Here is a 22,147-nt window from a genome sequence, read left to right on the forward strand (position 1 = left end):
CCGTGTCTTTGCGAAGGCACGGCCGTCTTTGTGTCTGCCGGTAGGCTCGGCGAGGCCGGCCGTGGGAACAACCCCCCAACACCATGAGGTTTGCCATGAAGATCGCTGTGACGGGCTCGATCGCGACTGATCACCTGATGCACTTCCCGGGCCGGTTCGCCGAGCAGTTGCTGCCCGACCAGCTGCACAACGTGTCGCTGTCGTTCCTGGTCGACGACCTCGTGGTACGCCGTGGCGGGGTGGCCGCCAACATCGCCTTCGGCATGGCCCAGCTGGGGCTGCGCCCCACCCTCGTCGGCGCCGTCGGCGCCGACTTCGGCGACTACCGGTCGTGGCTGGAGCGCCACGGCGTCGACTGCGACTCGGTGTACGTCAGTGAAGTGGCTCACACCGCCCGGTTCGTCTGCACCACGGACGAGGACATGTGCCAGATCGCGTCGTTCTACGCCGGGGCGATGGCCGAGGCGCGCAACATCGAGCTGGCGCCGATCGAGAGCCGCACCGGCGGTATCGACCTGGTCCTGATCGGCGCCGACGACCCCGAGGCGATGGTGCGCCACACCGAGGAGTGCCGCGAGCGGGGTTACGCGTTCGCGGCCGACCCGTCCCAGCAGCTCGCCCGGATGTCGGGCCGGGAGGTCCGCAGCCTCATCGACGGCGCCGCCTACCTGCTCACCAACGAGTACGAGAGCGAGCTGCTGCAGAGCAAGACGGGACTGTCCGACGCCCAACTGCTCGACCTGGTCGGCGTGCGGGTGACCACGCTCGGCAAGCACGGGGTGCGGGTGACCGGACGGGGCCTGGAGCCGGTGCACGTACCGGTGGCGCAGGAGATCCGGGCGTACGACCCGACGGGCGTCGGTGACGGCTTCCGGGCCGGCTTCTTCGCCGGCCGGTCGTGGGGCCTGTCGCTGGAGCGGTCGGCCCAGGTCGGCGCCCTGCTCGCGACGCTCGTGCTCGAGACCGTGGGCACGCAGGAGTACACGGTGCACGCCGACGAGTTCCTCAAGCGCCTCGCCGCCTCGTACGGCGACGAGGCGGCCGAGGACGTCCGTCCGCACCTGTCGCCGCTGTCCCGCTAGGCCGGGCCCCGGCCGGAGAGCGGTACGCTCGGCTGGTGCCCGCCGCGCTGGCCGGGCTTTCTGGAGTGGCCGCCATATCGGCTGGCACCGTCCGACGCTACCGGTCCGGCGCGGCCGGACGGCACCGTCGCGGCATCCGCCGCAGACCGACGAACGTGAACCCGGGCGTCGCGCGTCCGCGCGCTGCCCGCTGTGGCGCCGCCGTACGGGCGGTGCGCCGCGCCGCCGGTCCTACCGCCGGCCACGGGCGTACCCGCTCGCAGCGGCCAGCGAAAGCGACCACAGTCAGGAGAAACCGGTAATGCTCGACCCGCGCGGTTCACGCTTCGTCGCGGCGGTCACCTCGGTCGTCCTCGCACTCGTCATCGTGCTGAGCAGCGGCTGGTTGGCGCTCGCCCAGACGGTGGTGTTCGGTATCGGCGCCGCCAGCGTCTGGTACGCGCCGTACGGATGGCTCTACCGGAAGATCGTGGCGCGCCGCATCGGCCCGCCACCGCCGATGCGCGAGCCGTCCCAGCCGGTGCGCTTCGCGCAGGGGCTGGGCTTCGTCCTCATGGCGGTCGCCACGTTCGGGTACCTCGTCGGCGTGCCGACGGTCGGCATGGTCGCCACGACGGTGGCCTTCGCGGCGGCGTTCGCCAAGGCGGTGACCGGCCTGTCGCTGGGCTGCGAGGTGTACCTCCTGCTGCGCCGCCTGCACGTGCGGGTCTAGTTGGTGCGCCGGACGTCGTAGCCGCCGGCCGCGGCGCCGACGTACTCCTGACCCCGCATCCGGCACCACGCCGGGATGTCGACCGCGGCCGCCGGGTCGTCGGCCAGCACCCGCAGTACCGCGCCGACGGGCAGCTCCGGCAGGCGGCGGGCGAGCGCGATGACCGGCAACGGGCAGCGCTGGCCGCGGCAGTCGAGCACCTCGGGGTCGCTCACAGCCCGCTCACCCGCGCAGTCGTGCACAGCCCGCTCACCCGCGCAGTCGTTCACAGCCCGCTCACCCCCGCCTGCGCCCGCAGGTCGGCGACGACCCCGGGAAGGACGGACAGGAACCGGTCGACCTCGTCGGACGTGGTGTCGCGGTGTAGCGAGATCCGCACGTTGCCATGGGAGAGCACCCCCATCGCCTCCAGCACGTGACTCGGGCGCAGCGTCGACGACGTGCACGACGAACCCGACGACACGGCGAAGCCGTGCCGGTCGAGAGCGTGCAGGAGCGCCTCGCCGTCGACGTACAGGCAGGAGAACGTGACCAGGTGCGGCAGGCGGTCGACGGGGTCGCCGACGACCTCCACGTCCGGCACCGTCTCCGCCACGGTCGCGCGTACCCGGTCCACCAGCGCCGACAGCCGGGCCGCCTCCGCGCCGGCGGTGCTCAGGACGGCGCGCAGCGATGCCGCGGCCGCGACGAGGGCCGGTAGGTTCGGCGGGCCCACGGCGGGCCGGGGGTCGATCCAGCGGGCCCCCTTGCGCACGACGAGCACGCCCACCCCCGGCGGGCCGCCCCACTTGTGCGCGCTGGCCGTGAGCATCGACCAGCCGTTCGGTACGTTCATCCGCCCCACCGACTGCGCGGCGTCCACGTACAGCGGGACCCCGGCGTCCGCGCACAGCCGCGCCGCCTCGGCGACCGGCTGGACGGTGCCCACCTCGTGGTTGGCGCTCATCAGCGCGGCGAGCGCTACCCCGGGCGCGCGCACCGCCTTCGCGAACGCGTCGAGCTCCACCCGCCCGTACCGGTCGACCGGCACGGCCACGCCGGGCGTGGCCAGTAGTACGGACGAGTGTTCGACGGCGGAGTGGACGAACGTCACACCGGCGCGGTGCCGCCCGGCCATCCCACCCCGTACGGCCAGGTACGCCGCTTCCGTCCCGCTGCCGCACAGGTGCAGCTCGTCGTCGCGTACGCCGAGCGACTCGGCTATCGACCCGCGTGCCGCGTCGAGCAGCTGACGCGCCCGGCGGGCCTGCGAATACAGTTTCCCGGGGTCGAGCCACCCGTTGTCGAGCGCGGCGGCCAGGGCCTGGCGGGCGACCGGATGTAACGGCGCGGCAGCGGCCGCGTCGAAGTAGGTGGACACGAGTTCCAGGGTAAAGACACGGCGACCCCCTGCCAGGTGGGCCAGGCGTGGTCGAGTAGTCTGCGACCGTCGGTGACGCGCCTTCCGGGCGGCGACCGTCAAGGTCGCCGGAGCGGATCGGCGGGCGGGGATCGCGGCCCTTGGGCTAAGGAGGCAACAGCAGGTGTTCGCAAGGGGTTCGGGCGCGAGTTCTGCGCGGGCGCGTAACCGCCGAGGGCGGGTCGGCACGCGCATCGTCGGGCTCGGCGTTACGGCGCTCGGCGCGGTCATGGCGCTCTCCGGTTGCTCGCTAGGCCAGGTCGGCTCGGCGTTCGGAGGCTTCGGCTGGCCTGAGCGCGGAATCTCCGACAAGTCCCACCGGATGTACGACCTCTGGATCGGTTCGGTCCTGGCCGCGCTGGTGGTGGGCATCCTCGTATGGGGGCTCATCTTCTGGTGCGTCATCCGCTACCGGAAGCGTGGCGAGGAGCTTCCGCTCCAGACGCGCTACAACCTGCCGATCGAGTTCCTTTACACGATCGCTCCGTTCCTGATCATCGCCGTGCTCTTCTACTACACGGCCACGACGCAGAGCTACGTGGACAAGATCAGCAAGAACCCTGACGTCAAGGTCGAGGTGGTCGCCTTCAAGTGGAACTGGCAGTTCCGCTACCTCGACAACAACGCGAAGGGCCCGGACGGCCAGGCCGTCTCCACGATCGGCACCAGCGACTACGTTCCGGTGCTCGTCGTGCCGACCCACAAGAGCGTCCTGTTCTACGAGCACTCCGAGGACGTCATCCACTCCTTCTGGGTGCCGGACCTGCTGTTCAAGCGCGACGTGTTCCCCGGCAACGTGGAGAACAAGTTCCAGGTGACCGTCGACAAGGAAGGCGCGTACGTCGGTCGCTGCGCCGAGCTGTGCGGCGCGTACCACGCCATGATGAACTTCGAGGTCCGGGCCGTGACGCCGGACAAGTACGAGCGGTACATCCAGGCGCGTACGCAGGGGATGAGCACGCCGGACGCGCTGAAGAGCATCGGCGAGGAGCCGTTCGCGACGACGACGCATCCGTTCCCGCAAAACCAGAACCAGCGCGCAGCGAGCTGACGGCGGACAAGGAACCATCATGAAGAGCGAGTACAAGCTTTTCGCCGTGGTCGCGGGCTTCCTCCTGGGGGCCGCCATCGTCTACGGCTTCTGGACCCAGGCCGACAGCCCGGTGCACCGCCCGGAGTGGATCGGCGTGGTCGCCCTGCTGCTGTCGTTCCTGCTCTGCACGATGTGTGGCGGCTACTTCTGGTTCATCTCGCGCCGCATCGACCTGCGGCCGGAAGACCGGGCGGACGCCGACATCTCCGAGGGCGCCGGCGAGGTCGGCTTCTTCAGCCCGGGCAGCTACTGGCCGTTCGGCCTGGCGCTGGCGGCCTCGATGGCCGGCCTCGGGCTGGTGTTCTGGGCACCGTGGCTGATCGGCGCCGGCATGGTCGCCGTGGTCCTCGCGACCGGAGGCCTGCTGTTCGAGTACTACACCGGTTCCCGGCGCAGCGCGGAGCACTGACCGAATCGCACGTGAAAACGCCGTAGCGCCCCCTGAGCGGGGCGCTACGGCGTTTTTGTGGCTTCTCCCGGTCCCACACACGGTAGGCGGAGAATTCGCGGCGTTACAGGCCCCGAACCGTGCCCTCCACCGTCATGATCCTGAAGGGTTCGCGGTGTGATAGGCCCACGGACCCTTCACGATCATGGTCGGCGGGCGGGCGGGCGGGCGGGCGGGCGGGCGGGCAGGGGTGTGGGCGACTGAGCGGCTGTGCGGGCGCTGTGGCGCGCTACGCGGCGCGCCGGACGGGCGTGACCGCGCGGCGCTCGACGCGAACCGGTGGAAGGGACGCGATCAGGAGTGCGTCGCCGCAGGCGGTGCAGACCCACTCGTCGCAGTCCGCGCCGTGACCGTCCTCGCACGGCGGCTGCTCGAACACGCACACCATGGCGCACTGGCCGCAGTAGAGTTCGAGGAATCGCACCGCCGGCACCTCCATTCGTCCTCGTGTACGACCCTGCCACGGCCGGCGAGCCCGGCGGTGGACCCCGCCCGGCGTGTCGAAGCCGGATCTCCCGCCCCCACGCGACCGCGGCACGGTCGTTCCGATCCGTGCGCGGAGTGGCGCACGGACTGGCAGCCGTCGCGCGGGTCATTGCATGGCGAGGCAGTTCGCCGCGCATGGCGGCGCGGATGGCGCTGAACGCGCTTGGCGGCCCGCCAGGAGCCCGCCGTGAGCCGGCGGAGCGGGCCCGTGAGCAGGCGGGGACGGCCGTGAGCCGTGGAGCACGGATGGAGCCGTGGAGCACGGATGGAGCCGTCGAGCCCGTAGCGGATCGCGTAGGGAGCCCGGTACGGAGACCACGAAAAAGGGCGCCCGCCGGATATCCGGCGGGCGCCCTCTCTCGTACGCGGACTACTGCTTGCCGCTGGTGATTCCCTCGCGGGTCGGCGCCGGCGACACCGGTGCCTCGCTCGGGTAGGCCGGCTTCGCCGGCTCCTCGATCGGGAAGAAGAAGCCCTTGATCGTCGGTACGAGCGCGCCGACGCGGTTCATCTTCTTCGGTACGACCCAGCCGGCGTACGGCAGCGCGGCGGGGTGACCGTGCTCGTCGACCGGTGCCAGCGGCTGGTGCACCTCGACGAAGGCGCCGTTGGGCAGCCGCTTGATGATGCCCGTCTCGACACCGTGGGCCAGCACCTCCCGGTCGTGCTGCTGGAGACCCAGGCACGCCCGGTAGGTGATCCAGTAGGCCAGCGGCGGGAGCACCAGCAGGCCGACGCGGCCCGCCCAGGTCATGGCGTTCAGGCTGATGTCGAACTTGTCGGCGATCACGTCGTTGCCGCCGGAGATCAGCAGCACGATGTAGAACGCCAGGGCCATCGCGCCGAGCGCCGTCCGGGTCGGCACGTCACGGGGACGCTGCAGCAGGTGGTGCGAGGCCTTGCTCTTGAACTTCCGCGCCTCGATGAAGGGGTAGAAGAGCGGCAGCATCGTCAGGACACCGGGCAGCACGACCGTCGGCCAGAACAGCGGCGGCAACGTGTAGTGATGTCCCGGCCACAGCGGGAAGCGGGCCTCCCACGGCGGCATCAGACGGGTGGAGCCGTCAAGGAACATGACGTACCAGTCGGGCTGGCTCGCCGCCGACACGACCGCCGCCTCGTACGGGCCGAACAGCCAGATCGGGTTGATCTGGAAGAGGCCACCGAGCAGGGCGATGACGCCGAACACGATCATGAAGAAGCCGCCGGCCTTGGCCGCGAAGCCGGGGAACATCCGGATGCCGACCACGTTGTCGTTGCTCCGGCCAGGACCCGGCCACTGCGTGTGCTTCTGCTTGACCAGCAGCCCCATGTGGGCGGCGATCAGACCGAGCAGGATGGCCGGCACGAGCAGCACGTGCGCGATGTACAGCCGGCCCAGGATCTCGTGGCCCGGGAACTCCCCGCCGAACAGCGAGGTCGTCACCCAGGAGCCGATCACCGGGATCGACAGCATGATCGCGCTCGCGATCCGCAGACCGGTGCCGGACAGGGCGTCGTCTGGCAGCGAGTACCCGGCGAAGCCCTCGACGAAGCCCAGCCAGAACAGCAGCACACCGATGATCCAGTTGAGCTCGCGCGGCTTGCGGAACGCACCGGTGAAGAAGACCCGCAGCATGTGCACCACGATCGCGGCCATGAACAGCAGCGCCGCCCAGTGGTGCATCTGCCGCATGATCAGGCCACCGCGGACCTCGAACGACAGCTGGAGGGCCGACTCGTACGCCCGCGACATCGGGATGCCCTGCAACGGCGTGTACGGGCCGTGGTACGTGACCTCGTTGGACGAGGGGTCGAACCAGAGGGTCAGGAACGTACCGGTCAGCAGTAGGACGATGAACGAGTAGAGCGCGATCTCGCCGAGCAGGAACGACCAGTGGTCAGGGAAAACCTTGTTGAGCAGGCGGCGCAGCGGAGAGGATACCTGTAGCCGGTCGTCGATCTCCCCAGCGGCCTTGGCGGGTAGTCCCGCCAGATCGAGCTTGCTTTGCTTCATGGCCGCTCCCAGAACCCGGGCCCGATCGGGACCCTGAAATCAGACTTCGCCACGAAGACGCCGTCCTCAACGGTCAGCGGCAGCATCGGCAGCCGACGCGTGGCCGGGCCGAACACCGGCCGGGCGTTGTCCGTGATTTGGAACTGCGACTGGTGGCACGGGCACAGCAGCCTGTTGGTCTGCTGCTCGTAAAGGCTAGCCGGGCAGCCGGCGTGGGTGCAGATCTTCGAGTACGCCACGTAGTTGCCCCACATGGCCCCGCCGTCCTCGGCGTTGACCGCGACGTTCTTCAGGTTGTCGCGCAGCGTCTGCGCATCCTGCTCGCGCAGGTGGATGAGCAGGACGGGCGAGTCGGCGTGCTCGTTGGTCGCGCCGCCGGGAACGCCGGGGAAGACCGTGGCCTGGCCGCCTGCGCTGACGTCCTCGGGCCGGATCTGGCTTCCGTCCTCGCGGGTGAGCTTGATCCGCTGGCCGTTCGCCGGCTTCCACGCGGTCTCGAACAGGCTGTGCTTGGGACTCTTGATCATGCCGCCGATCAGCGGCGCGGCCGCCGCGAGGCCCAACGGAGCCGCGCCGACCAGCAGCGCGCCCTTCAGCAGCGGGCGGCGCTTGATGCCGGTCTCGTCGACCATGTTGAGCATGGTCGCGCCGGTCAGGGCCCGCTCGTCCAGCGACGGCTGGTCGTGGCGCTCCTGGATCGAGACCTCTTCCGGCAGCAGCTTCTTGGCCCACGTGACGATCGCGAAGCCGAGGAACGCCAGGGACAGCCCCAGCGTCAGGCCCAGCACCGGGTTGTAGAGCCGCTGCAGCCCGTTGCCCGGCGTGTACTTCCACGGCCACCAGATGTAGGCGACCACGAAGCCGAGACCGAGCAGGCCGGTGAGGAACAGCATCAGCGCGATCGCGCGCTCGACGCGCTTCTCGGCGCGGGTACCCGGCACCGGGAATCGCGGAGCGTAGTGAACGATCTCCACGCCGTCCCGGCGCGCACCCTCCTTGACCAGGTCGAACCTGGTCAAGGATCGGTCGTTTACGTCGAAGTCGACGTCACTGTTCGTACTCATGACTTCCCTGCAATCCAGAGGGTGACGAACATGATCGAAACCATGCCGACCAGGAAGATCACCAGAGCCTCAGGGACCGGTCCGTAGCGGCCGAGGCCGAACCCGCCCGGGTCCTGGTCGCCCTTCTGGTACTGGATGTAGGCGATGATGTCGCGCTTCTCCTGCGGCGTGATCTGGTTGTCACCGAACACCGGCATGTTCTGCGGGCCGCTCAGCATCGCCGCGTAGATCTCGCGGTCGGTCGCCGGCTTGAGGCTCGGCGCGTACTTGCCGGACGACAGGGCGCCGCCGTTGGTGCTGAACGCGTGGCACGACGCGCAGTTCACGCGGAACAGCTGGCCGCCCTTCGCGATGTCGCCGCCCTCGCGCAGGTTGGTACCGGCGGGCAGCTGCGGGCCGCCACCGAGCTCCTGGATGTAGGCGCCCATCTGCTGGGCCTGCTCGACGGTGAACAGCGGCTGCTTGCGCTCGACCTGCGCCTGCTGCGGACGGGCGGCGGGCATCCGGCCGGTCTCGACCTGGAACTCCACATCCGCCGACCCGACGCCGATGAGGCTCGGCGCGCGGTCCTTCACGCCCTGGGCGTTGGGGCCGTGGCACGTGGCGCAGCTCTGGTCGTACAGCCGCTTGCCCAGCTGTGCCGCCTCGGAGAGCTTCGGCGTGTCCTCGGCCTGGCTGCCGGGCGCGAACGCGGTGTAGATGCCCCCGACGACGACGAGCGCGAGCAGCAGCCGTACCCCCGCGAAGAGGCGGCGCTGTAGGCGGCTTCTCCGAACCGGACCGGCGAACAGCCTGCCGCGTCGGGCAGCACGTGGCGGGCCGGCAGCGCCGGCCGAATCGTCGAAAGTCATGTCCTCAACCTTTGAAACCTTGTCGTCAGTCGTCAGGTACTTCGTCTACAAGGACGGAAAACGGGTGCGACTCGTGACTGGTCGCGTTACCTCAGCAGGTAGATCATGCTGAACAGCGCGACCCACACCAGGTCGACGAAGTGCCAGTAGTACGACACGACGATCGCCGAGGTGGCCTGGGCGGGCGTGAACCGCCCCATGGTGGTCCGGATCATGAAGAAGATGAAGGCGATCAGACCGCCGGTCACGTGCAGACCGTGGAAACCGGTCGTCAGGTAGAACATCGATCCGTACCCGTCGGCATTGATCTTGATGCCTTCGTGTACCAGGTTCCGGTACTCGTTCGCCTGGCCCAGCACGAAGACCAGACCCATGACGAAGGTGAGCGTGAACCACCGGCGCAGTGCGTGCACGTCGCCGCGCTCCGCGGCGAACACGCCGAACTGGCAGGTCACCGACGACAATACGAGGATCGTCGTGAATGTCACGGCGTACGGCAGGGCCAGGTGGGGGGTGTGTTCCTTCCACAGGCCCGGAGCCGCCGCCCGAATGGAGAAGTACATAGCGAACAGCGCCGCGAAGAACATGAGCTCACTGGAGAGCCACACGATTGTTCCGACGCTGACCATGTTCGGTCGGGTCAGCGAATGGACCTGACTCTTGGGAATGGCTGGGGCCGCAGTCACGCGGTCATTATTGCCCCCGACATGGGACGGCACGCGCCGGGGTCGCCGCATTCGTGCGTGTCGCCACCCGGTGGGCGCTCCCGCACGCGGGGGCTAGCCTCTTGTCCGTGCGCTTTCCAGGAGATGCGGTCGCCGTCCTCGCCCATGGGGGCGAGGACCCGTTGCCGCCGCTGCGGGCCGCCAGCCTGTTCCACCTCGACCTCGACCCGTTGTTCACGACGACGCTGGCCGTCATCGCCATCGTCTACCTCTACGGGGTCCTGCGGCTGGAGCGACGCGGCGACCGGTGGCCGGTGCTGCGCACAGTGGCGTTCCTCGTCCCCGGCCTCGGCGGTATCGCGTCCGTCACCCTCACCGGCGTCGGCACCTACGACGACACCCTGCTGTCGGTGCACATGGTGCAACACATGGTGCTGTCCATGATCGCACCGATCTTCCTCGCGCTCGGCGCGCCGGTGACGCTCGCACTGCGGACGCTTCCGCCCGGCGCGCGCCGGGCGCTGCTGTCGGTGGTGCACAGCCGGGTGGTGAAGATCTGGACGTACCCCCTGTTCGCCTACGGCCTGTTCGTGGTCACCCCGTTCATCCTCTACTTCACCGGCCTGTACCGGCTGACGATGGAGAACGACCTGGTCCACCAGCTGGTGCACATCCACTTCATCGGTGTGGGCTGCCTGTTCTTCTGGCCGCTGCTCGGCCTCGACCCGCTGCCCGGGCGCTGGCCGTACCCGGGCCGGGCGTTGCTGATGCTGCTGTCCACCCCGTTCCACGTGGTGCTCGGGCTGACGGTCATGCAGAGCACGGTGCTGCTCGGCGGCGACTACTACCCCTCGCTGCACCTCGACTGGGCCAACCCGTGGACCGACCAGCGCGTCGCCGGCGGCATCCTGTGGGCCGGCGGCGAGGTGGTCAGCGTCACCGTGCTGGCCGTGCTCGTGGTGCAGTGGATCCGCCAGTCCGAGCGGGAGGCGCGCCGGGTCGACCGGCAGCTCGACCGGCAGGAGGCGGCGGCGAACGCCCGGGCCGCGGCGAGCGCCCGGGCCGCGGCGGGTACCGCCGACGCGGCCGAGCCGTCGGGTGACGGCTCGCCGGAGTGGACCGCCCCGTGGTGGGAGCAGCAGGGCGGGTACGATCCCATCGGCAGTCGAGACACGCAGGGAGCCACCAGCCGATGACCGAGGGCAAGTACACGGTTCTGCTCTACAGCGACGACCCGCAGGTGCGGGACCGGATGCGGCTGGCCATCGGCACCCGGCCCGCCAAGGATCTGGCCGTCGACTTCGTCGAGTCGTCCACGTACGACGAGACCATCCGCCTCATCGACGCCCACGACGTCGACCTGGTCGTGCTGGACGGCGAGGCGGCCCCGGCCGGTGGCCTCGGCATCGCGCGCCAGCTCAAGGACGAGCTGTCGGACGCGCCGCCGACGTGCGTGGTGATCGCGCGGGCGGCGGACCGCTGGCTCGCCGCGTACGCGCGGGTCGACGCGACCCTCGTGCACCCCCTCGACCCCGTGCTCACCGGGCGTACCGTCGCCAACCTGCTGCGCGGGCGCGCCGCGCTCGCCAGCTAGTCGGTCCGATGGCTGACCGGACCTGGCCACACCTGCTCGCCACCCTGCTCGACGCGCAGGACCTCTCGACCGAGGACACCGCCTGGGCGATGGGCGAGATCATGTCCGGCGGCGCGACCCCCGCACAGATCGCGGCGTTCGCGGTGGCTCTCCGCGCCAAGGGGGAGACCGCCGCGGAGATCGCCGGGCTGGTCGAGGCCATGCTGGCCAACGCCACCCGGGTCGAGCTTCCGGCCGAGGTGCGGGCTGCGGCCGTCGACATCGTCGGCACCGGTGGTGACCGCGCCCACACGGTCAACATCTCCACGATGGCCGCCATCGTGGTGGCCGCCGCCGGTGTGCCGGTCATCAAGCACGGCAACCGGGCCGCCTCGTCGTCGTGCGGCGCGGCCGACCTGCTGGAGGAGCTCGGCGTCCCGCTCGACATGGGCCCCGCCGAGGTGGCCAGGTGCGTGACCGAGGTCGGGATCGGGTTCTGTTTCGCGGCCCGCTACCACCCCGGCATGCGCCACGGCTCCATTCCGCGCCGCGAGATGGGCGTGCCGACCTTCTTCAACTTCCTCGGGCCGTTGACCAACCCGGCTCAGCCGGCGGCGGCCGCGGTGGGCTGCGCCGACCCCCGGATGGCCGGCGTGATGGCCGAGGTGTTCGCGCGCCGCGGGGACTCGGTGCTGGTGATGCGCGGGGAGGACGGGCTCGACGAGTTCACCACCACCGCGCCGACCCGCGTCTGGGCCGTCCGCGACGGGCGCGTGACCGAGACGGTCGTCGACGCCGCCGACCTCGGCGTGGCCCGCTCCCGGCCGGAGGACCTGCGCGGTGGCGACGCCCGCCACAACGCCGGCGTGGCCCGCGCGCTCTTCGCGGGCAAGACCGGTCCGGTGCGCGACGCGGTGCTGGTCAACGCGGCTGCCGCGCTGGCGGCGCAGGCGGGCTGGGGCGACGACCTCGGCGCCGTGCTGCGCGATGCGATGGACCGGGCGGCGGCAGTGATCGACTCCGGTGCCGCCGCCGCGCTGACGGAGCGCTGGGTCACCACCGCGACGTCACTGCGGTAGCGACGACCGCGCCGCGAAGTCGGCCACGCGCGCCGCGAGCGGCGCGCCCGCGCGTACCCACCGGAAATGGTCGAGCGGGGCACCCGCCTCGGCCACCGTGTAGTGCGCCCGCTCGACCGTTGCGGCCGGCAGCTTCCCGCACAGGTGGTCCACGCTCGAGGCCGGTGTGTACCGGTCGTTGTCGACGCTCACGGCCAGCACCGGCGTGCGTACCGTCGCCAGGGCCGCCTCCACGTCCTCGCCGTCCAGCCGCGGGTAGCGTCCGTGCCGGGCGGTGTAGGCCCAGTCCCGGATCACGCCGCGCGCCTGCCGGCCGCCGAAGGTCCACCCCGGCCATACGCCCATCAGGGCGGAGGTCGCGGCGATGGCCTGGGTGTACGCCAGGATGACCGGTCCCTGCGGGCCCGGGTAGGCCCGCCAGTACGGCGTGCCCACCGCCACGAGCACCAGCCCGGCGACGTCGGTCGGCCGGTGCGTCGCGAGATGCAGGGCGCACAGCTGACCACCGAGCGAGTGGCCGAACAGGAGGGCCTGCCGCCCGTCGAGGCGCGGCTTCAGGGCCTCGAGGACGGCCCCGACGTCACCGATCATCTCCGCGTAGCCGTACCCGGAGGCCCGGCTGGGCGTCGGGGTGCTGGCGCCGGTGCCGCGCAGGTCGGCGACGACGACCGACAGTCCGGCCGCACCCAGTGAGAGGGCGAACCGCCGGTAGTAGCCCGCCGGCACGCCCATCGCCGGCCAGATCACCACTGCCGGGCCGGGCGTGTCCGGGTAAAGGTGCATCCCGATGCGTTCGCCGTCGCGGTCGACGTACTCCTGCGCGTAATCCACGCCTGTCAGCATAGAGCTACTAGTCAGTAACCTTCGGGTGGCGCGGCGTACCCGTGGAGCTGCTGCTGTTCCCCGGCGTGGCGATACGCGACCGGTGGCGGCGCCGGCCGTGAGCGAAGCGCTTCAGTCGGTCTCGTCGAACCCGATCGCGAACGTCTCTTCGAGGTCGTGCCGGGAGTACGCCCGGAAGGCGATGTGGGAGTCGGTGTTGATCACTCCCGGCACCTTCGAGATGCCGCCCGCGATCACCTCGGCGATCTGGTCGAACTCGCGGACCCGCACCATCGCGATCAGGTCCACGCTCCCGGCGACCGAGTAGACCTCGCTGACGCCCGGCAGGTTCGCCAGCGCTTCGGCGACCTCGGGGATCGAGTCGGTGGCGCAGTCGATGAGGACGATAGCGTTGATCACCCTGGGCTCCTTCGCGCGGGTGGGGTGGCGAACCTCCACATGCTACGGGGAGGTCGCGACGGTCAGATCACGGCCGACCCGTACGGCGTCGGCGAGGTGCTCGTCCGGCCCGACGAAGCCCCCCGGCCACACCACGCCCCGGGTCACCCGGCCGCGGACGACCGCACCGGCGCCGACCACCGCGCGGTACAGGCCGTCCGCGCCGACCTCGGCCCCGGGCGCGACCAGGTTGCCGTCACCGGCGGCGTGCAGGTTGGCCCGCAGATAGTCGGCCGGCGTACCGGTGTCGAGGTAGACGCCCGGGTACTCCACGACCGTGAGCGCCCCGGCGGCCTCGGCCGGGCGCCAGACGGTGCGGACCAGGTCAGCCGGCTCAGGCGTCAGCCCCCGCACCATCGACCAGGGCAGCAGGGACAGGCCGGCGAACCGGTACGCGCCGAACTCAGCCGGTTTGTCCCCGGCCGGCACGCCGAGCAGCCGTACCGTCTCACCGTCCCAGCCATCGAGCAGCGCCGCCACGTCGGGGCCGGGCGGCGCCGACGAGGCCAGGTAGGCGTCGGCGTTGGCGACGAGCAGGCCGCGCCCGTCGATCCAGTCCCGTAGGTTGCCCAGGCCGCCCGAGGTGCCCAGCGGCTCGCCCGGCTCGACCGACAGCCGTGCTCGATCGCCGACGTGCGTAACCACCTGGTCGCCCAGGTAGCAGGCGTTGACCGCGACCCGGGTCGGACCGGAGAAGCCCAGCGCGGCCATCCGGGTGAGGCCCCGGTCGAGCAGGGGGACGTTGCCGACCGGGCAGAGCGCCTTCGGCCGGATCTCGGTCAGCGGACGCAGTCGGCGCCCCTCCCCGGCGGCCAGCACGACCGCGCAGACCTCAGTCATCTTCGGCCTTCAGCGGGCCGATGCCGTAGTGGGCGAGCAGGCGGGCCGTGGGGCCGGTCAGTCGGGGCAGCGCGTCGAGCGGGTGCCAGGCCGCCTCGTGCACCTCGGCCTCGTCGGGGTCGAGTGGCGCATCCGCCGGTACCTCGGTTTCGAAGACCATATCCACCCACCGTCCTCCGGTGTGGACGACGGCGTTGGGCGTAGCGGGGCGGAGCCGGTCGATGGGCAGCCGGATACCGGTCTCCTCGGCAAGCTCCCGTGCGGCGCCGGCGATCGGGCGTTCGCCCCGGTTGAGCAGACCGCCTGGAACCGACCAGCCGGGACCGGGCGGCTGACGCAGCAGCAGGATCCGTCCCGGCGACTCGGCGTCCGCGTCGCGCACGATGGTCACCGCGCCGACGATGTAGTGGACGCTGCCCATCCGGACCAGCCGTCGCCGCCACCGGAACGGTAGCCGGTAGAACGCGCGGAACGCGGCCAGGCGCAGCGCGCGCATCGCCGCGGGTCGTACGGAAGCCGTCACCGGCAAAAGGCTACTTGTTCGCGGCTAGGCGTGGTCGACCGAGGCGATCAGCCGTTCGACCACCGCGGGCGCGGACAGCTTGTGGTCGGCCACGGCCACCAGCAGCGTCTCGAGATCGGGGTAGCCGAGGGCGGTCGCCAGGCGTACCAGCGGCAGGTCGCTGCCCAGGCCGCGACCGCGCTGGCGCAGCGCGAGGCCGATCGCCAGCCGGCCGAGGCGCACCTTGTCGGCGATCGTCGCGGCCGGCGGCTCCTCGTCGGCGAACCAGTCGGTGATGTGCAGCCGCGCCTGCGGCGTCTTGACGAACTGCAACCATTCGCGGGACGGCCCGGGCGCCGGTGCCTCGTCGTCGACGTCGAACTCGTCGCGCTGCCCCTGCCGGGTGATGATCTCCACGACGTCGCCGTCGTCAAGTTCGGACGACAGCGCGACGAGTCGGCCGTTGAGCCGGGCGGCGATGCACCGGTCGCCGATGTTCTGGTCCAACGTGTACGCGAGGTCGACCGGCGTCGCGCCGGCCGGAAGCAGCACCGGCCGCCCGGTGGACGTGAACACGATGATCTGGGACTCGGCGAGGTCGCAGCGCAGCGACGCGAGGAACTGCGCCGGGTCGGTCGCCTCGCTCTCCCAGTCGAGTACCCGGTGCAGCCAGGCCAGTTGCTCCTCCTGGGCGCTCACCGACCGCGGCGCGTGCTGCGGGAAGCGGAAGTTGGCGACGATCCCGTACTCGGCGTCGCGGTGCATCGGCGCGGTCCGGATGAGCACCTCGAGCAGTTCGTCCTCGGGGCCGAGCACGGTGGTGTGCAGCGACCGGTACAGGTTGTTCTTCGGTGAGGCGATGAAGTCCTTGAACCTGCCGGGCACCGGTCGCCATCGACCGTGCATCGCGCCCAGGGCCGCGTAACAGTCGGTGTCCGGCCCGTTCACGACGATGACTACGCGGGGCAGGTCGTGCGGCTCGGTGTAGTTGCCGGCGACCGTGTCCTTCCAGATCGAGTACAGGTGGCGGGGGCGCGGCGAGACGGTCGCGTCGACCCGGGCCCGGGTCAGCTCCGCCGACACCTGCCCGATGACCCGGTCGAAGAAGGGGCGCCGGTCCGGGCGCCACTTGACGTAGTCGGCGACGAGCGCGTACCCGCTCGGGCTGAGCGCTCTGAGGACGCAGTCCTCCAGTTCGCGCTTGAGAGCCTGGATGCCCAGCCGGTCGCACAGCGGCACCAGCACGTCGCGGGTCGCGCGGGCGATCCGGGTGCGGGACGCGTGCGAGCGGGCGTCGAGCGTACGCATGTTGTGCAGCCGGTCGGCGAGCTTGATGACGAGGACGCGCACGTCCCGACCGGCCGCGAGGATCATCTTGCGGATCGTCTCCGCCTCGGCGGCGTCGCCGTAGAAGACCTTGTCGAACTTGGTGACCCCGTCGACGAGCAGCGACACCTCCGGTCCGAACTCGCCTTCGAGCGCCGGCAGCGTGTAGCTGGTGTCCTCGACCGTGTCGTGGAGCAGCGCGGCGACCAGCGTGGTGGTGTCCATGCCGAGTTCGGCGAGGATCTGCGCGACCGCGAGCGGATGGGTGATGTACGGGTCGCCGCTCTTGCGCATCTGGCCGCGGTGCATCTCTTCCGCGATCGCGTACGCCCGGCGCAGCAGGTTGGGGTCGCCGCCGGGGTGGGCGGAGCGGTGGGCGCGGATCAGGTCGGCGACCGGTCCGGCGGTCGTCGGCCACGGCAGCATCGAACGAAGCCGCCGCGCGAAGCTCGGAGCGGGCGAGGCGGCTGTGGTGTTGGCAGGCGCGGAGAAGGCGGGCGGCGCGGGCTGCTTGTCCGGTCGGCGGCCGGGTGCGGGCGGGGTGGCCGGCTTCGTTGGCGGGGTGTCCGTCAGCGGTGCGGCCGCCGATCCGGTGCTCGAGCCGCGCCGGGGCGCGACCGGTATCCTGCCCGCGCCACCCCGAGGGCCCGGCGTCGCGGGTCGTGGTCGGGGTGCCGGCGCCACGGTGCCGGTGCCGGTCGGGGGCGGCTCGAGGTCGATCCGGGCTGCGGTGACCAGCGGGTCGGTGGGCACCGGTTTCGCGCGCTGTAGCTCGTCCCACCCCACCGCGTCCGGGAGGGCCCCCGGTGCAGGCTCCAGGTGCCCGCTGATCCCGGAAACGCCGGAATCCACTCGGACACCTCCTCTGACCGGGTCTGGCCACTGGAGAACGGGGGTTCATTCAGCGTAGTGAGCCAGCGGGCGAACGAACGGTTATTTGCCTATGGCTGTTTGTATGAACCACTAATCACCCGAACGGACTACCGAACTGCTGGCCGCCTCGGCGGTGGTCAACAGTTCGCGCCACCGGGCGGCGCTGTCCACGGGGGAGGCCCAGCCCGCGGCCATCTGGACCAGCCGCGTCTCCGGACGCTCCAGCCACGCCAGCACCCGCTCGGTCTCCTCCGGCGATGCGCAGGGTACCGGACCGGGGCCGGGGCGGACCGTCTCGGCCGTGGCCAGCAGCGCCTCGAGGGTCGCACGGGGATGTACGCGCGGCGGCGAGGCGCCGGCCGCGGCCAGGCGGCCGTGCCGGATGACCGCCAACTCCCATCCGCCGTCCACGGCGGGCCGGGCGGCCACCACCTCGCTGAGCGCGGTGAAGGAGGCGAGCCGCTGCATCCGTACGGAGGCCTTCAGGAACGCGACGAGGCGGCCGCGCATCGCCGCCGCCTCCTCGTAGCGCCTTGCCTCGGACAGCGACCGCATCCTGGTCAGCAGCCGGCGCACCACCTCGCCGGGGTTGCCACCGGTCGCGGCGCGAAACGGCGCGGCGGCGCGGGCGGTGTACTCCTCGGGCGAGACGCGGTGTTCGCACGGCGCCGGGCAGCGGCCCAGCTCCGCGAGCGCGCAGGCGGCCGACGGGCGCCGGGTCGACAGCCGCTGGGTGCACTGGCGCAGCGGCAGCACCTCGTGCACCCCGTCCGCCGCCAGTTCGGCGACCCGACGGGAGGAGAACGGCCCGAGGTACGCCCCGCCGTCGGCGGCGAGCTTGCGCACGATCGACAGCCGGGGGTACGCCTCGTCGGTCAGCTTCAGCCAGACGACCCGCTCGGGGAACTTCGACCGCCGGTTGTAGGGCGGCTTGTGGGCGGCGATGAGGCGCAGTTCGCGTACCTCCGCCTCGAGCGAGTGGGCGCACTCGATCGCCTCCACCCGCTCGGCGGCGGCCAGCATTTCGGTGTTGATCCGGGCCCGCTTCTCCGAAGCCGTGAAGTAGCTGCGCACCCGGGTCGCGATCGCCGAGCTGGTGCCCACGTACAGCGGGCGGTCGCGGCCGTCGCGGAAGACGTAGACCCCGGGGGTGTTGGGCAGGTTTTCGGCGAGGTGCCGCTTGCGCCGCTGGGTGGGGCTGATCGCCTTGACGAACTCCAGCGCGTCGCCGAGCGTGTGGACCCGGTGGCCGCCCAGCCGACCGATGAGGGCGTGGAGCACGTCCACCGTGGCGCGGGCGTCGTCAAGGGCGCGGTGGCACGGCTGGCGGCCGTTGCCGAGCCACCGCGCCAGGGTCGCCAGCTTGTGGTTGGGCACCTCGTCGCGGGTCAGCACGCGTCGGGCGAGGGCGGCGGTATCGAGCACCAGCGGCTTCGGCCACGGGTATCCGTGCGCGGCGCACGCGGCCTTGAGGAAGCCCGTGTCGTACGGGGCGTTGTGCGCCACCCACACCGCGTCCTTGGCGAACTCGAGGAAGGCGGGCAGCACGCTGTCGAGCCGGGGGGCCGGCAGGACCATCGCCTCGGTGATGCCGGTGAGCACCGTGATGTAGGGCGGGATCCGCTCGCCGGGGTTGACCAGCGTCGCGAACTCGCCGAGCTCCTCGCCGCCCCGCACCTTGACCGCGCCGATCTCGGTGATGCCGCCGCCGTCCGGCGCGCCGCCGGTGGTCTCCAGGTCGAGCACGACGAAGGTGGTCGAGAACAGTGACCGGGCCCGTGCGTCGTCGAACAGCGCGTCCAGCGTCTCCTGATGGAAGGTTTCCCGCACCGTTTCGGTCACGGCGGGCAGGTTACGACCCTCCTCTGACACTTTGTCGGTGCCGCGCCCACCGTGACCGGGGTCTCCCGGCCCGGCGGGTCGGATGATCGGCCACGGCGGCTGCGCCCTGAAGAATGCAACACTTGTCGCATGCCCGCAGAGGAGCCGTTCGCCGACGAGGTCGCCGAGACCGTGGGCGATCCTGCGCGGGGAGAGGCCGCCGAGCCCGAGCCGGTGCTGCCGGAGGCGGTGCGGCAGCGGGTGGTCAGCATGGCCGCGGCCGCCATGACCGGGATGCCCCTCGACGAGCTGCCGATGGCCCTGCGCCGGGTCGCCAGGTTCGCGCCCAACCGCCGCGCCCGGCTCGGCGGCGCCGTCATCGCCACCCAGATCGCGGGGGACCCGCTCCTGCGGCAGCGGCTGGCGACGCGCGCCGTCGACGAAGCAGGCGAGCTCGGCCGGGCCGTCGTCGAGGGTGCGCTGCCGGCCGCCGCGGACCCGGTCGAGGTCGCCGCCCTGGCATACCTGGCCCGCCCGCAGGGCTGGCGCGACCTGATCGCGGCCGCCACCGACGCGGTACGGGCCGACGCCGCGAGCGCTGCCGTCTCCGACCGGATCCGCGAGATCGAGCAGCGCGTGGCGCGCGCCGAACATGACCGCGCGGTGGCCCGGGTCGAGGCCGACAAGCTGCGCGACGAGCTGGCGCGGCTGCGCGACGAGGCGGCCGGCCTGCGCGAAGAGGTGCGTACGCTCAGCCGGGCGCTGCGCCAGGCGCAGGCGGGCGAGCGCCGGGCGAGCGAGCTGCTGGCCACCGAGAAGGGGCGCGCCGCCCGCGCCGCGGCCGACCACGACGCGGAGCTGCGGCGGCTGAAGTCCAAGCTCGCCGAGGCCGAGTCGCTGGCCGGCGCCGCCCGGCAGACGGCCAAGGACGCCCGTGCCGTCGACGACGCGCGGCTGTGGCTGCTGCTGGAGACGATCGGCCGGGCGGCGGTGGGGCTGCGCCGCGAGCTGGCGCTCGAACCGACCGACCGGCTGCCGGCGGACTTCGTCGCCGAGACCCACGCCGAACAGCCGGGCGCGACGGGCGGCGCGACCGGCGCGCGGGCGCTCGACGCCGACGACCCGGTCCGGCTGGACCAGCTGCTCGCGCTGCCGAAAGCGCACCTGGTCGTCGACGGTTACAACGTGACCAAGCGCGGATTCGCCGAGATCTCGCTGGAGCAGCAGCGTGGTCGCCTGGTCAGCGGGTTGGGCGGGCTGGCGGCACAGACCGGGGCCGAGGTCACCGTGGTTTTCGACGGTGCCGAACGGGTGGTCGGCCTGCCACCGGCGCCGCGCGGCGTGCGGGTGCTGTTCTCCCGTAAGGGCGAGACCGCCGACGAGCTGATCCGCCGGCTGGTACGCGCCGAGCCGGCCGGCCGCCCGGTCGTGGTCATCTCGTCCGACCGGGAGGTCGCCGACGGGGTGCGCCGCCACGGCGCGTACCCGCTGGGCGCCGACGCGCTGCTGCGCCGGCTGTCGCGCTCCTGAGCCTGCGTGCCCTTCCGGCAACGTGCCGGAAGGGATCTTCGATCGGGCCGGGCGTCACCTCTGTGGCTGCTGAGGCGAGTGCCTCACCATTTACCCCCGTTGCCGCGCCAACGCTGACCAGGTGTCGGACGCCACGGTTGACCGTGCGGTGCACCCCACCCTCTTTCGAGCTATCTAGTTCGGAACCTTCCAAGGGTCCAACAGTGCGAGCTTGAGGGTGGGGAAGTTGGCCCAAGCCCCATCGAAGGTCACCGCCCGGGCTCCGAGTCGATGGGCGACCGCGAGGATGAGGCCGTCACCGAGCGATAGCGTTCCCTCCCGGTCGCCCTTGTTGGTCTTCCACCGCGCCGGGTTGGCTCGTGACTCGGCGATAACGGGGCCCGCCCATTCCGCGTCCTCCTCGGTAACCGGCTCGACGCGAAGCCCTTGCGCGAGGAAGGCGCTGCGGATCTCCGCCGGGGTGGCCGTGTTGCCGAGCTCACGAGCGATGTAGATCGTCTCGGTCAGCGCCGACGCGGGTATGACGCACTCGGCGGGGCTGCCGAACAGCTTGTGGACGCGTCGCCACCGGTCCTGGGCTTGAATCACCCAGGCAACCAACGCGCTGGCGTCGAAGACGAGGACGTGCGGGGGCTTCGGGGCGCTCACGTGACCGGGAACAGGGAAGCGAGGACCTCGTCCTCGTCGTCACCGGCGGCGTTGGTGTCGAGGGGGCGTTCATCCCACTCGAAGCCACGGTCCTCGGCCTGCTCACGCGCCGCTCGGACCACATCGTCGGTATCGACATTGTCACCGCCGGTGTTGCGGGCCCACACGTTCTCGGCGAGTTTCTGCGCGGTTACGAGTCGTACCCCGTCCTCCTCGACGAGGAAGTGCACCCGGGCACCCGGCTCCAGGCCGAGCTGATGCCGGACGTCGGCAGGAATGACCACGCGTCCCTCTGCGGAGACTCTGCTTTCAAGAATCTTGGTCATTGCCACCACTTCCCTGTCACGGCGGTTGTCCACTTCTCCGTCCGGCTTCCTCTCGCTAGGCCATATTGGCTCCTGCTGGCCGGAGTTGCAAGAATTTGCCAACAGAATGCGCAATATGGCAGGCCGATCGAAATCTGCCATAGCCTCGCGCAAGTGGTCGCGCCGTGCCTCCAATAACCCTCCGTGTTTGTGGAGACGTTCTTGTCGTACGTGCGGGCTACGTTCCGGAGTCGAAAGGCAGCCCGATCTGCGGTGCAGAGCTGCAAGATCGGCCGACCGCTGGGAGGTGCGGTGCGATGCTGATCGACTGCGATACGTGCAAGGTGCGCGGCCAGGCATGCGATGGATGCGTGGTCAATCTGCTGTTCGGCCCGGCCGGGTCGGCGGCCGGCCCGGACGCCGAGGCCGCCTCGGTTGACGAGGCCGAGCGCCGGGCCATCCAGGCGTTGACGGGCGCCGGCTTCGAGGTGACCGTGCTCAGCCGCGAGGACAGCCGCCCGCGCTTACGGCTGGTCCCCACCATCCGACGCGGCCACCACGCCGCTTAGCCCC

At 71.3% G+C, this 22,147-nt stretch carries 24 protein-coding genes; 9 read left to right on the forward strand and 15 right to left on the reverse strand.

Going from position 1 to position 22,147, the window contains the following annotated elements:
* Positions 1-95: 95 nt before the first annotated feature.
* Positions 96-1,082: a carbohydrate kinase family protein gene (locus HC031_RS08115; RefSeq protein WP_167924593.1), complete on the forward strand. Its 987-nt coding sequence runs from the start codon at positions 96-98 to the stop codon at positions 1,080-1,082.
* A 301-nt stretch (positions 1,083-1,383) separates the two neighbouring features.
* Positions 1,384-1,794: a DUF4395 domain-containing protein gene (locus HC031_RS08120; RefSeq protein ID WP_167924594.1), complete on the forward strand. Its 411-nt coding sequence runs from the start codon at positions 1,384-1,386 to the stop codon at positions 1,792-1,794.
* Here HC031_RS08120 and HC031_RS08125 read toward each other — a convergent pair.
* Positions 1,791-2,009, reverse strand: coding sequence for a sulfurtransferase TusA family protein (locus HC031_RS08125; protein WP_167924595.1), 219 nt, complete (start codon positions 2,007-2,009; stop codon positions 1,791-1,793). The genes HC031_RS08120 and HC031_RS08125 overlap by 4 nt on opposite strands.
* Before the next feature lie 50 nt (positions 2,010-2,059).
* Entirely contained in the window at positions 2,060-3,154 is a 1,095-nt protein-coding gene (locus tag HC031_RS08130; RefSeq protein ID WP_420813613.1) for a cysteine desulfurase family protein, read from the reverse strand.
* Between the two features lie 163 nt (positions 3,155-3,317).
* Between HC031_RS08130 and ctaC the strand changes: the two genes are divergently transcribed.
* Both ctaC and HC031_RS08140 read left to right on the forward strand, forming a co-directional pair.
* The gene (gene ctaC, locus HC031_RS08135; RefSeq protein WP_420813614.1) at positions 3,318-4,244 is read left to right on the forward strand and encodes an aa3-type cytochrome oxidase subunit II; all 927 of its coding nucleotides are present in this window, start codon (positions 3,318-3,320) and stop codon (positions 4,242-4,244) included.
* Between the two features lie 19 nt (positions 4,245-4,263).
* Positions 4,264-4,695: a cytochrome c oxidase subunit 4 gene (locus HC031_RS08140; protein WP_167924597.1), complete on the forward strand. Its 432-nt coding sequence runs from the start codon at positions 4,264-4,266 to the stop codon at positions 4,693-4,695.
* Between the two features lie 268 nt (positions 4,696-4,963).
* Here HC031_RS08140 and HC031_RS08145 read toward each other — a convergent pair whose 3' ends face one another.
* The 5 genes from HC031_RS08145 to ctaE form a co-directional block, all read right to left on the reverse strand.
* Positions 4,964-5,158, reverse strand: a complete 195-nt coding sequence (locus HC031_RS08145) for a hypothetical protein (RefSeq protein WP_167924512.1) — start codon at positions 5,156-5,158, stop codon at positions 4,964-4,966.
* A 432-nt stretch (positions 5,159-5,590) separates the two neighbouring features.
* On the reverse strand, positions 5,591-7,216 hold the full coding sequence (gene qcrB / locus HC031_RS08150) for a cytochrome bc1 complex cytochrome b subunit (protein ID WP_167924598.1): 1,626 nt from the start codon (positions 7,214-7,216) through the stop codon (positions 5,591-5,593).
* Positions 7,213-8,280: a cytochrome bc1 complex Rieske iron-sulfur subunit gene (gene qcrA / locus HC031_RS08155; RefSeq protein ID WP_167924599.1), complete on the reverse strand. Its 1,068-nt coding sequence runs from the start codon at positions 8,278-8,280 to the stop codon at positions 7,213-7,215. The genes qcrB and qcrA overlap by 4 nt, the downstream gene beginning before the upstream one ends.
* Positions 8,277-9,131 carry a cytochrome bc1 complex diheme cytochrome c subunit gene (gene qcrC, locus HC031_RS08160; RefSeq protein WP_167924600.1) on the reverse strand — a complete coding sequence of 285 codons (855 nt, stop codon included), beginning with the start codon at positions 9,129-9,131 and terminating at the stop codon, positions 8,277-8,279. The genes qcrA and qcrC overlap by 4 nt, the downstream gene beginning before the upstream one ends.
* Positions 9,132-9,217: 86 nt before the next feature.
* Complete coding sequence (ctaE, locus tag HC031_RS08165) at positions 9,218-9,817, reverse strand: aa3-type cytochrome oxidase subunit III (RefSeq protein ID WP_167924601.1); 600 nt, start codon at positions 9,815-9,817, stop codon at positions 9,218-9,220.
* A gap of 107 nt (positions 9,818-9,924) precedes the next feature.
* Here ctaE and HC031_RS08170 point away from each other — a divergent pair, with 107 nt between their 5' ends.
* The 3 genes from HC031_RS08170 to trpD are packed head-to-tail and all read left to right on the forward strand — an operon-like array spanning position 9,925 to position 12,448.
* Positions 9,925-10,992 (forward strand): cytochrome c oxidase assembly protein, encoded by a 1,068-nt coding sequence (locus tag HC031_RS08170; protein WP_420813615.1) that lies wholly within the window; start codon positions 9,925-9,927, stop codon positions 10,990-10,992.
* Complete coding sequence (locus HC031_RS08175) at positions 10,989-11,390, forward strand: response regulator (protein WP_167924603.1); 402 nt, start codon at positions 10,989-10,991, stop codon at positions 11,388-11,390. The genes HC031_RS08170 and HC031_RS08175 overlap by 4 nt, the downstream gene beginning before the upstream one ends.
* Before the next feature lie 8 nt (positions 11,391-11,398).
* A complete protein-coding gene (gene trpD / locus HC031_RS08180) occupies positions 11,399-12,448 on the forward strand; it encodes an anthranilate phosphoribosyltransferase (protein ID WP_167924604.1) in 1,050 nt (349 codons plus the stop codon).
* Here the strand turns inward: trpD and HC031_RS08185 are convergent.
* From HC031_RS08185 to HC031_RS08210, 6 genes are all read right to left on the reverse strand, one after another.
* A complete protein-coding gene (locus HC031_RS08185) occupies positions 12,437-13,288 on the reverse strand; it encodes an alpha/beta hydrolase family protein (protein WP_167924859.1) in 852 nt (283 codons plus the stop codon). The genes trpD and HC031_RS08185 overlap by 12 nt on opposite strands.
* A gap of 114 nt (positions 13,289-13,402) precedes the next feature.
* Entirely contained in the window at positions 13,403-13,690 is a 288-nt protein-coding gene (locus HC031_RS08190; RefSeq protein ID WP_167924605.1) for an Lrp/AsnC ligand binding domain-containing protein, read from the reverse strand.
* Positions 13,691-13,732: 42 nt separating this feature from the next.
* Positions 13,733-14,569, reverse strand: coding sequence for a nucleotidyltransferase family protein (locus tag HC031_RS08195; protein WP_167924606.1), 837 nt, complete (start codon positions 14,567-14,569; stop codon positions 13,733-13,735).
* Positions 14,562-15,065: an NUDIX hydrolase gene (locus tag HC031_RS08200; protein WP_167924860.1), complete on the reverse strand. Its 504-nt coding sequence runs from the start codon at positions 15,063-15,065 to the stop codon at positions 14,562-14,564. The genes HC031_RS08195 and HC031_RS08200 overlap by 8 nt, the downstream gene beginning before the upstream one ends.
* A 51-nt stretch (positions 15,066-15,116) precedes the next feature.
* A complete protein-coding gene (locus tag HC031_RS08205; RefSeq protein WP_338090540.1) occupies positions 15,117-17,249 on the reverse strand; it encodes a RelA/SpoT family protein in 2,133 nt (710 codons plus the stop codon).
* A gap of 111 nt (positions 17,250-17,360) precedes the next feature.
* A complete protein-coding gene (locus tag HC031_RS08210; RefSeq protein ID WP_420813624.1) occupies positions 17,361-19,100 on the reverse strand; it encodes a DEDD exonuclease domain-containing protein in 1,740 nt (579 codons plus the stop codon).
* 141 nt (positions 19,101-19,241) lie between these two features.
* Here HC031_RS08210 and HC031_RS08215 point away from each other — a divergent pair, with 141 nt between their 5' ends.
* Positions 19,242-20,621, forward strand: a complete 1,380-nt coding sequence (locus tag HC031_RS08215) for an NYN domain-containing protein (protein WP_167924608.1) — start codon at positions 19,242-19,244, stop codon at positions 20,619-20,621.
* A gap of 174 nt (positions 20,622-20,795) precedes the next feature.
* Here HC031_RS08215 and HC031_RS08220 read toward each other — a convergent pair whose 3' ends face one another.
* Together HC031_RS08220 and HC031_RS08225 are read right to left on the reverse strand one after the other, a co-directional pair.
* Positions 20,796-21,269 (reverse strand): PIN domain-containing protein, encoded by a 474-nt coding sequence (locus tag HC031_RS08220; RefSeq protein ID WP_167924609.1) that lies wholly within the window; start codon positions 21,267-21,269, stop codon positions 20,796-20,798.
* Positions 21,266-21,595: an AbrB/MazE/SpoVT family DNA-binding domain-containing protein gene (locus HC031_RS08225; protein WP_167924610.1), complete on the reverse strand. Its 330-nt coding sequence runs from the start codon at positions 21,593-21,595 to the stop codon at positions 21,266-21,268. The genes HC031_RS08220 and HC031_RS08225 overlap by 4 nt, the downstream gene beginning before the upstream one ends.
* 296 nt (positions 21,596-21,891) lie before the next feature.
* Between HC031_RS08225 and HC031_RS08230 the strand changes: the two genes are divergently transcribed.
* A complete protein-coding gene (locus HC031_RS08230) occupies positions 21,892-22,143 on the forward strand; it encodes a hypothetical protein (RefSeq protein ID WP_167924513.1) in 252 nt (83 codons plus the stop codon).
* The last annotated feature ends 4 nt before the right edge of the window (positions 22,144-22,147 follow it).

The sequence above is a fragment of the Planosporangium thailandense genome, assembly GCF_011947195.1.
Classification (GTDB): Bacteria; Actinomycetota; Actinomycetes; order Mycobacteriales; family Micromonosporaceae; genus Planosporangium; species Planosporangium thailandense.

What these genes read in the sequence shown, in the direction of transcription:
- HC031_RS08115 (WP_167924593.1), top strand. Translation starts at nt 96, where the DNA reads ATGAAGATCGCTGTGACGGGCTCGATCGCGACTGATCACCTGATGCAC.
- HC031_RS08120 (WP_167924594.1), top strand. Translation starts at nt 1,384, where the DNA reads ATGCTCGACCCGCGCGGTTCACGCTTCGTCGCGGCGGTCACCTCGGTC.
- HC031_RS08140 (WP_167924597.1), top strand. Translation starts at nt 4,264, where the DNA reads ATGAAGAGCGAGTACAAGCTTTTCGCCGTGGTCGCGGGCTTCCTCCTG.
- qcrB (WP_167924598.1), bottom strand. Translation starts at nt 7,216, where the DNA reads ATGAAGCAAAGCAAGCTCGATCTGGCGGGACTACCCGCCAAGGCCGCT.
- qcrA (WP_167924599.1), bottom strand. Translation starts at nt 8,280, where the DNA reads ATGAGTACGAACAGTGACGTCGACTTCGACGTAAACGACCGATCCTTG.
- qcrC (WP_167924600.1), bottom strand. Translation starts at nt 9,131, where the DNA reads ATGACTTTCGACGATTCGGCCGGCGCTGCCGGCCCGCCACGTGCTGCC.
- HC031_RS08175 (WP_167924603.1), top strand. Translation starts at nt 10,989, where the DNA reads ATGACCGAGGGCAAGTACACGGTTCTGCTCTACAGCGACGACCCGCAG.
- trpD (WP_167924604.1), top strand. Translation starts at nt 11,399, where the DNA reads ATGGCTGACCGGACCTGGCCACACCTGCTCGCCACCCTGCTCGACGCG.
- HC031_RS08195 (WP_167924606.1), bottom strand. Translation starts at nt 14,569, where the DNA reads ATGACTGAGGTCTGCGCGGTCGTGCTGGCCGCCGGGGAGGGGCGCCGA.
- HC031_RS08200 (WP_167924860.1), bottom strand. Translation starts at nt 15,065, where the DNA reads ATGCGCGCGCTGCGCCTGGCCGCGTTCCGCGCGTTCTACCGGCTACCG.
- HC031_RS08215 (WP_167924608.1), top strand. Translation starts at nt 19,242, where the DNA reads ATGCCCGCAGAGGAGCCGTTCGCCGACGAGGTCGCCGAGACCGTGGGC.
- HC031_RS08225 (WP_167924610.1), bottom strand. Translation starts at nt 21,595, where the DNA reads ATGACCAAGATTCTTGAAAGCAGAGTCTCCGCAGAGGGACGCGTGGTC.
- HC031_RS08230 (WP_167924513.1), top strand. Translation starts at nt 21,892, where the DNA reads ATGCTGATCGACTGCGATACGTGCAAGGTGCGCGGCCAGGCATGCGAT.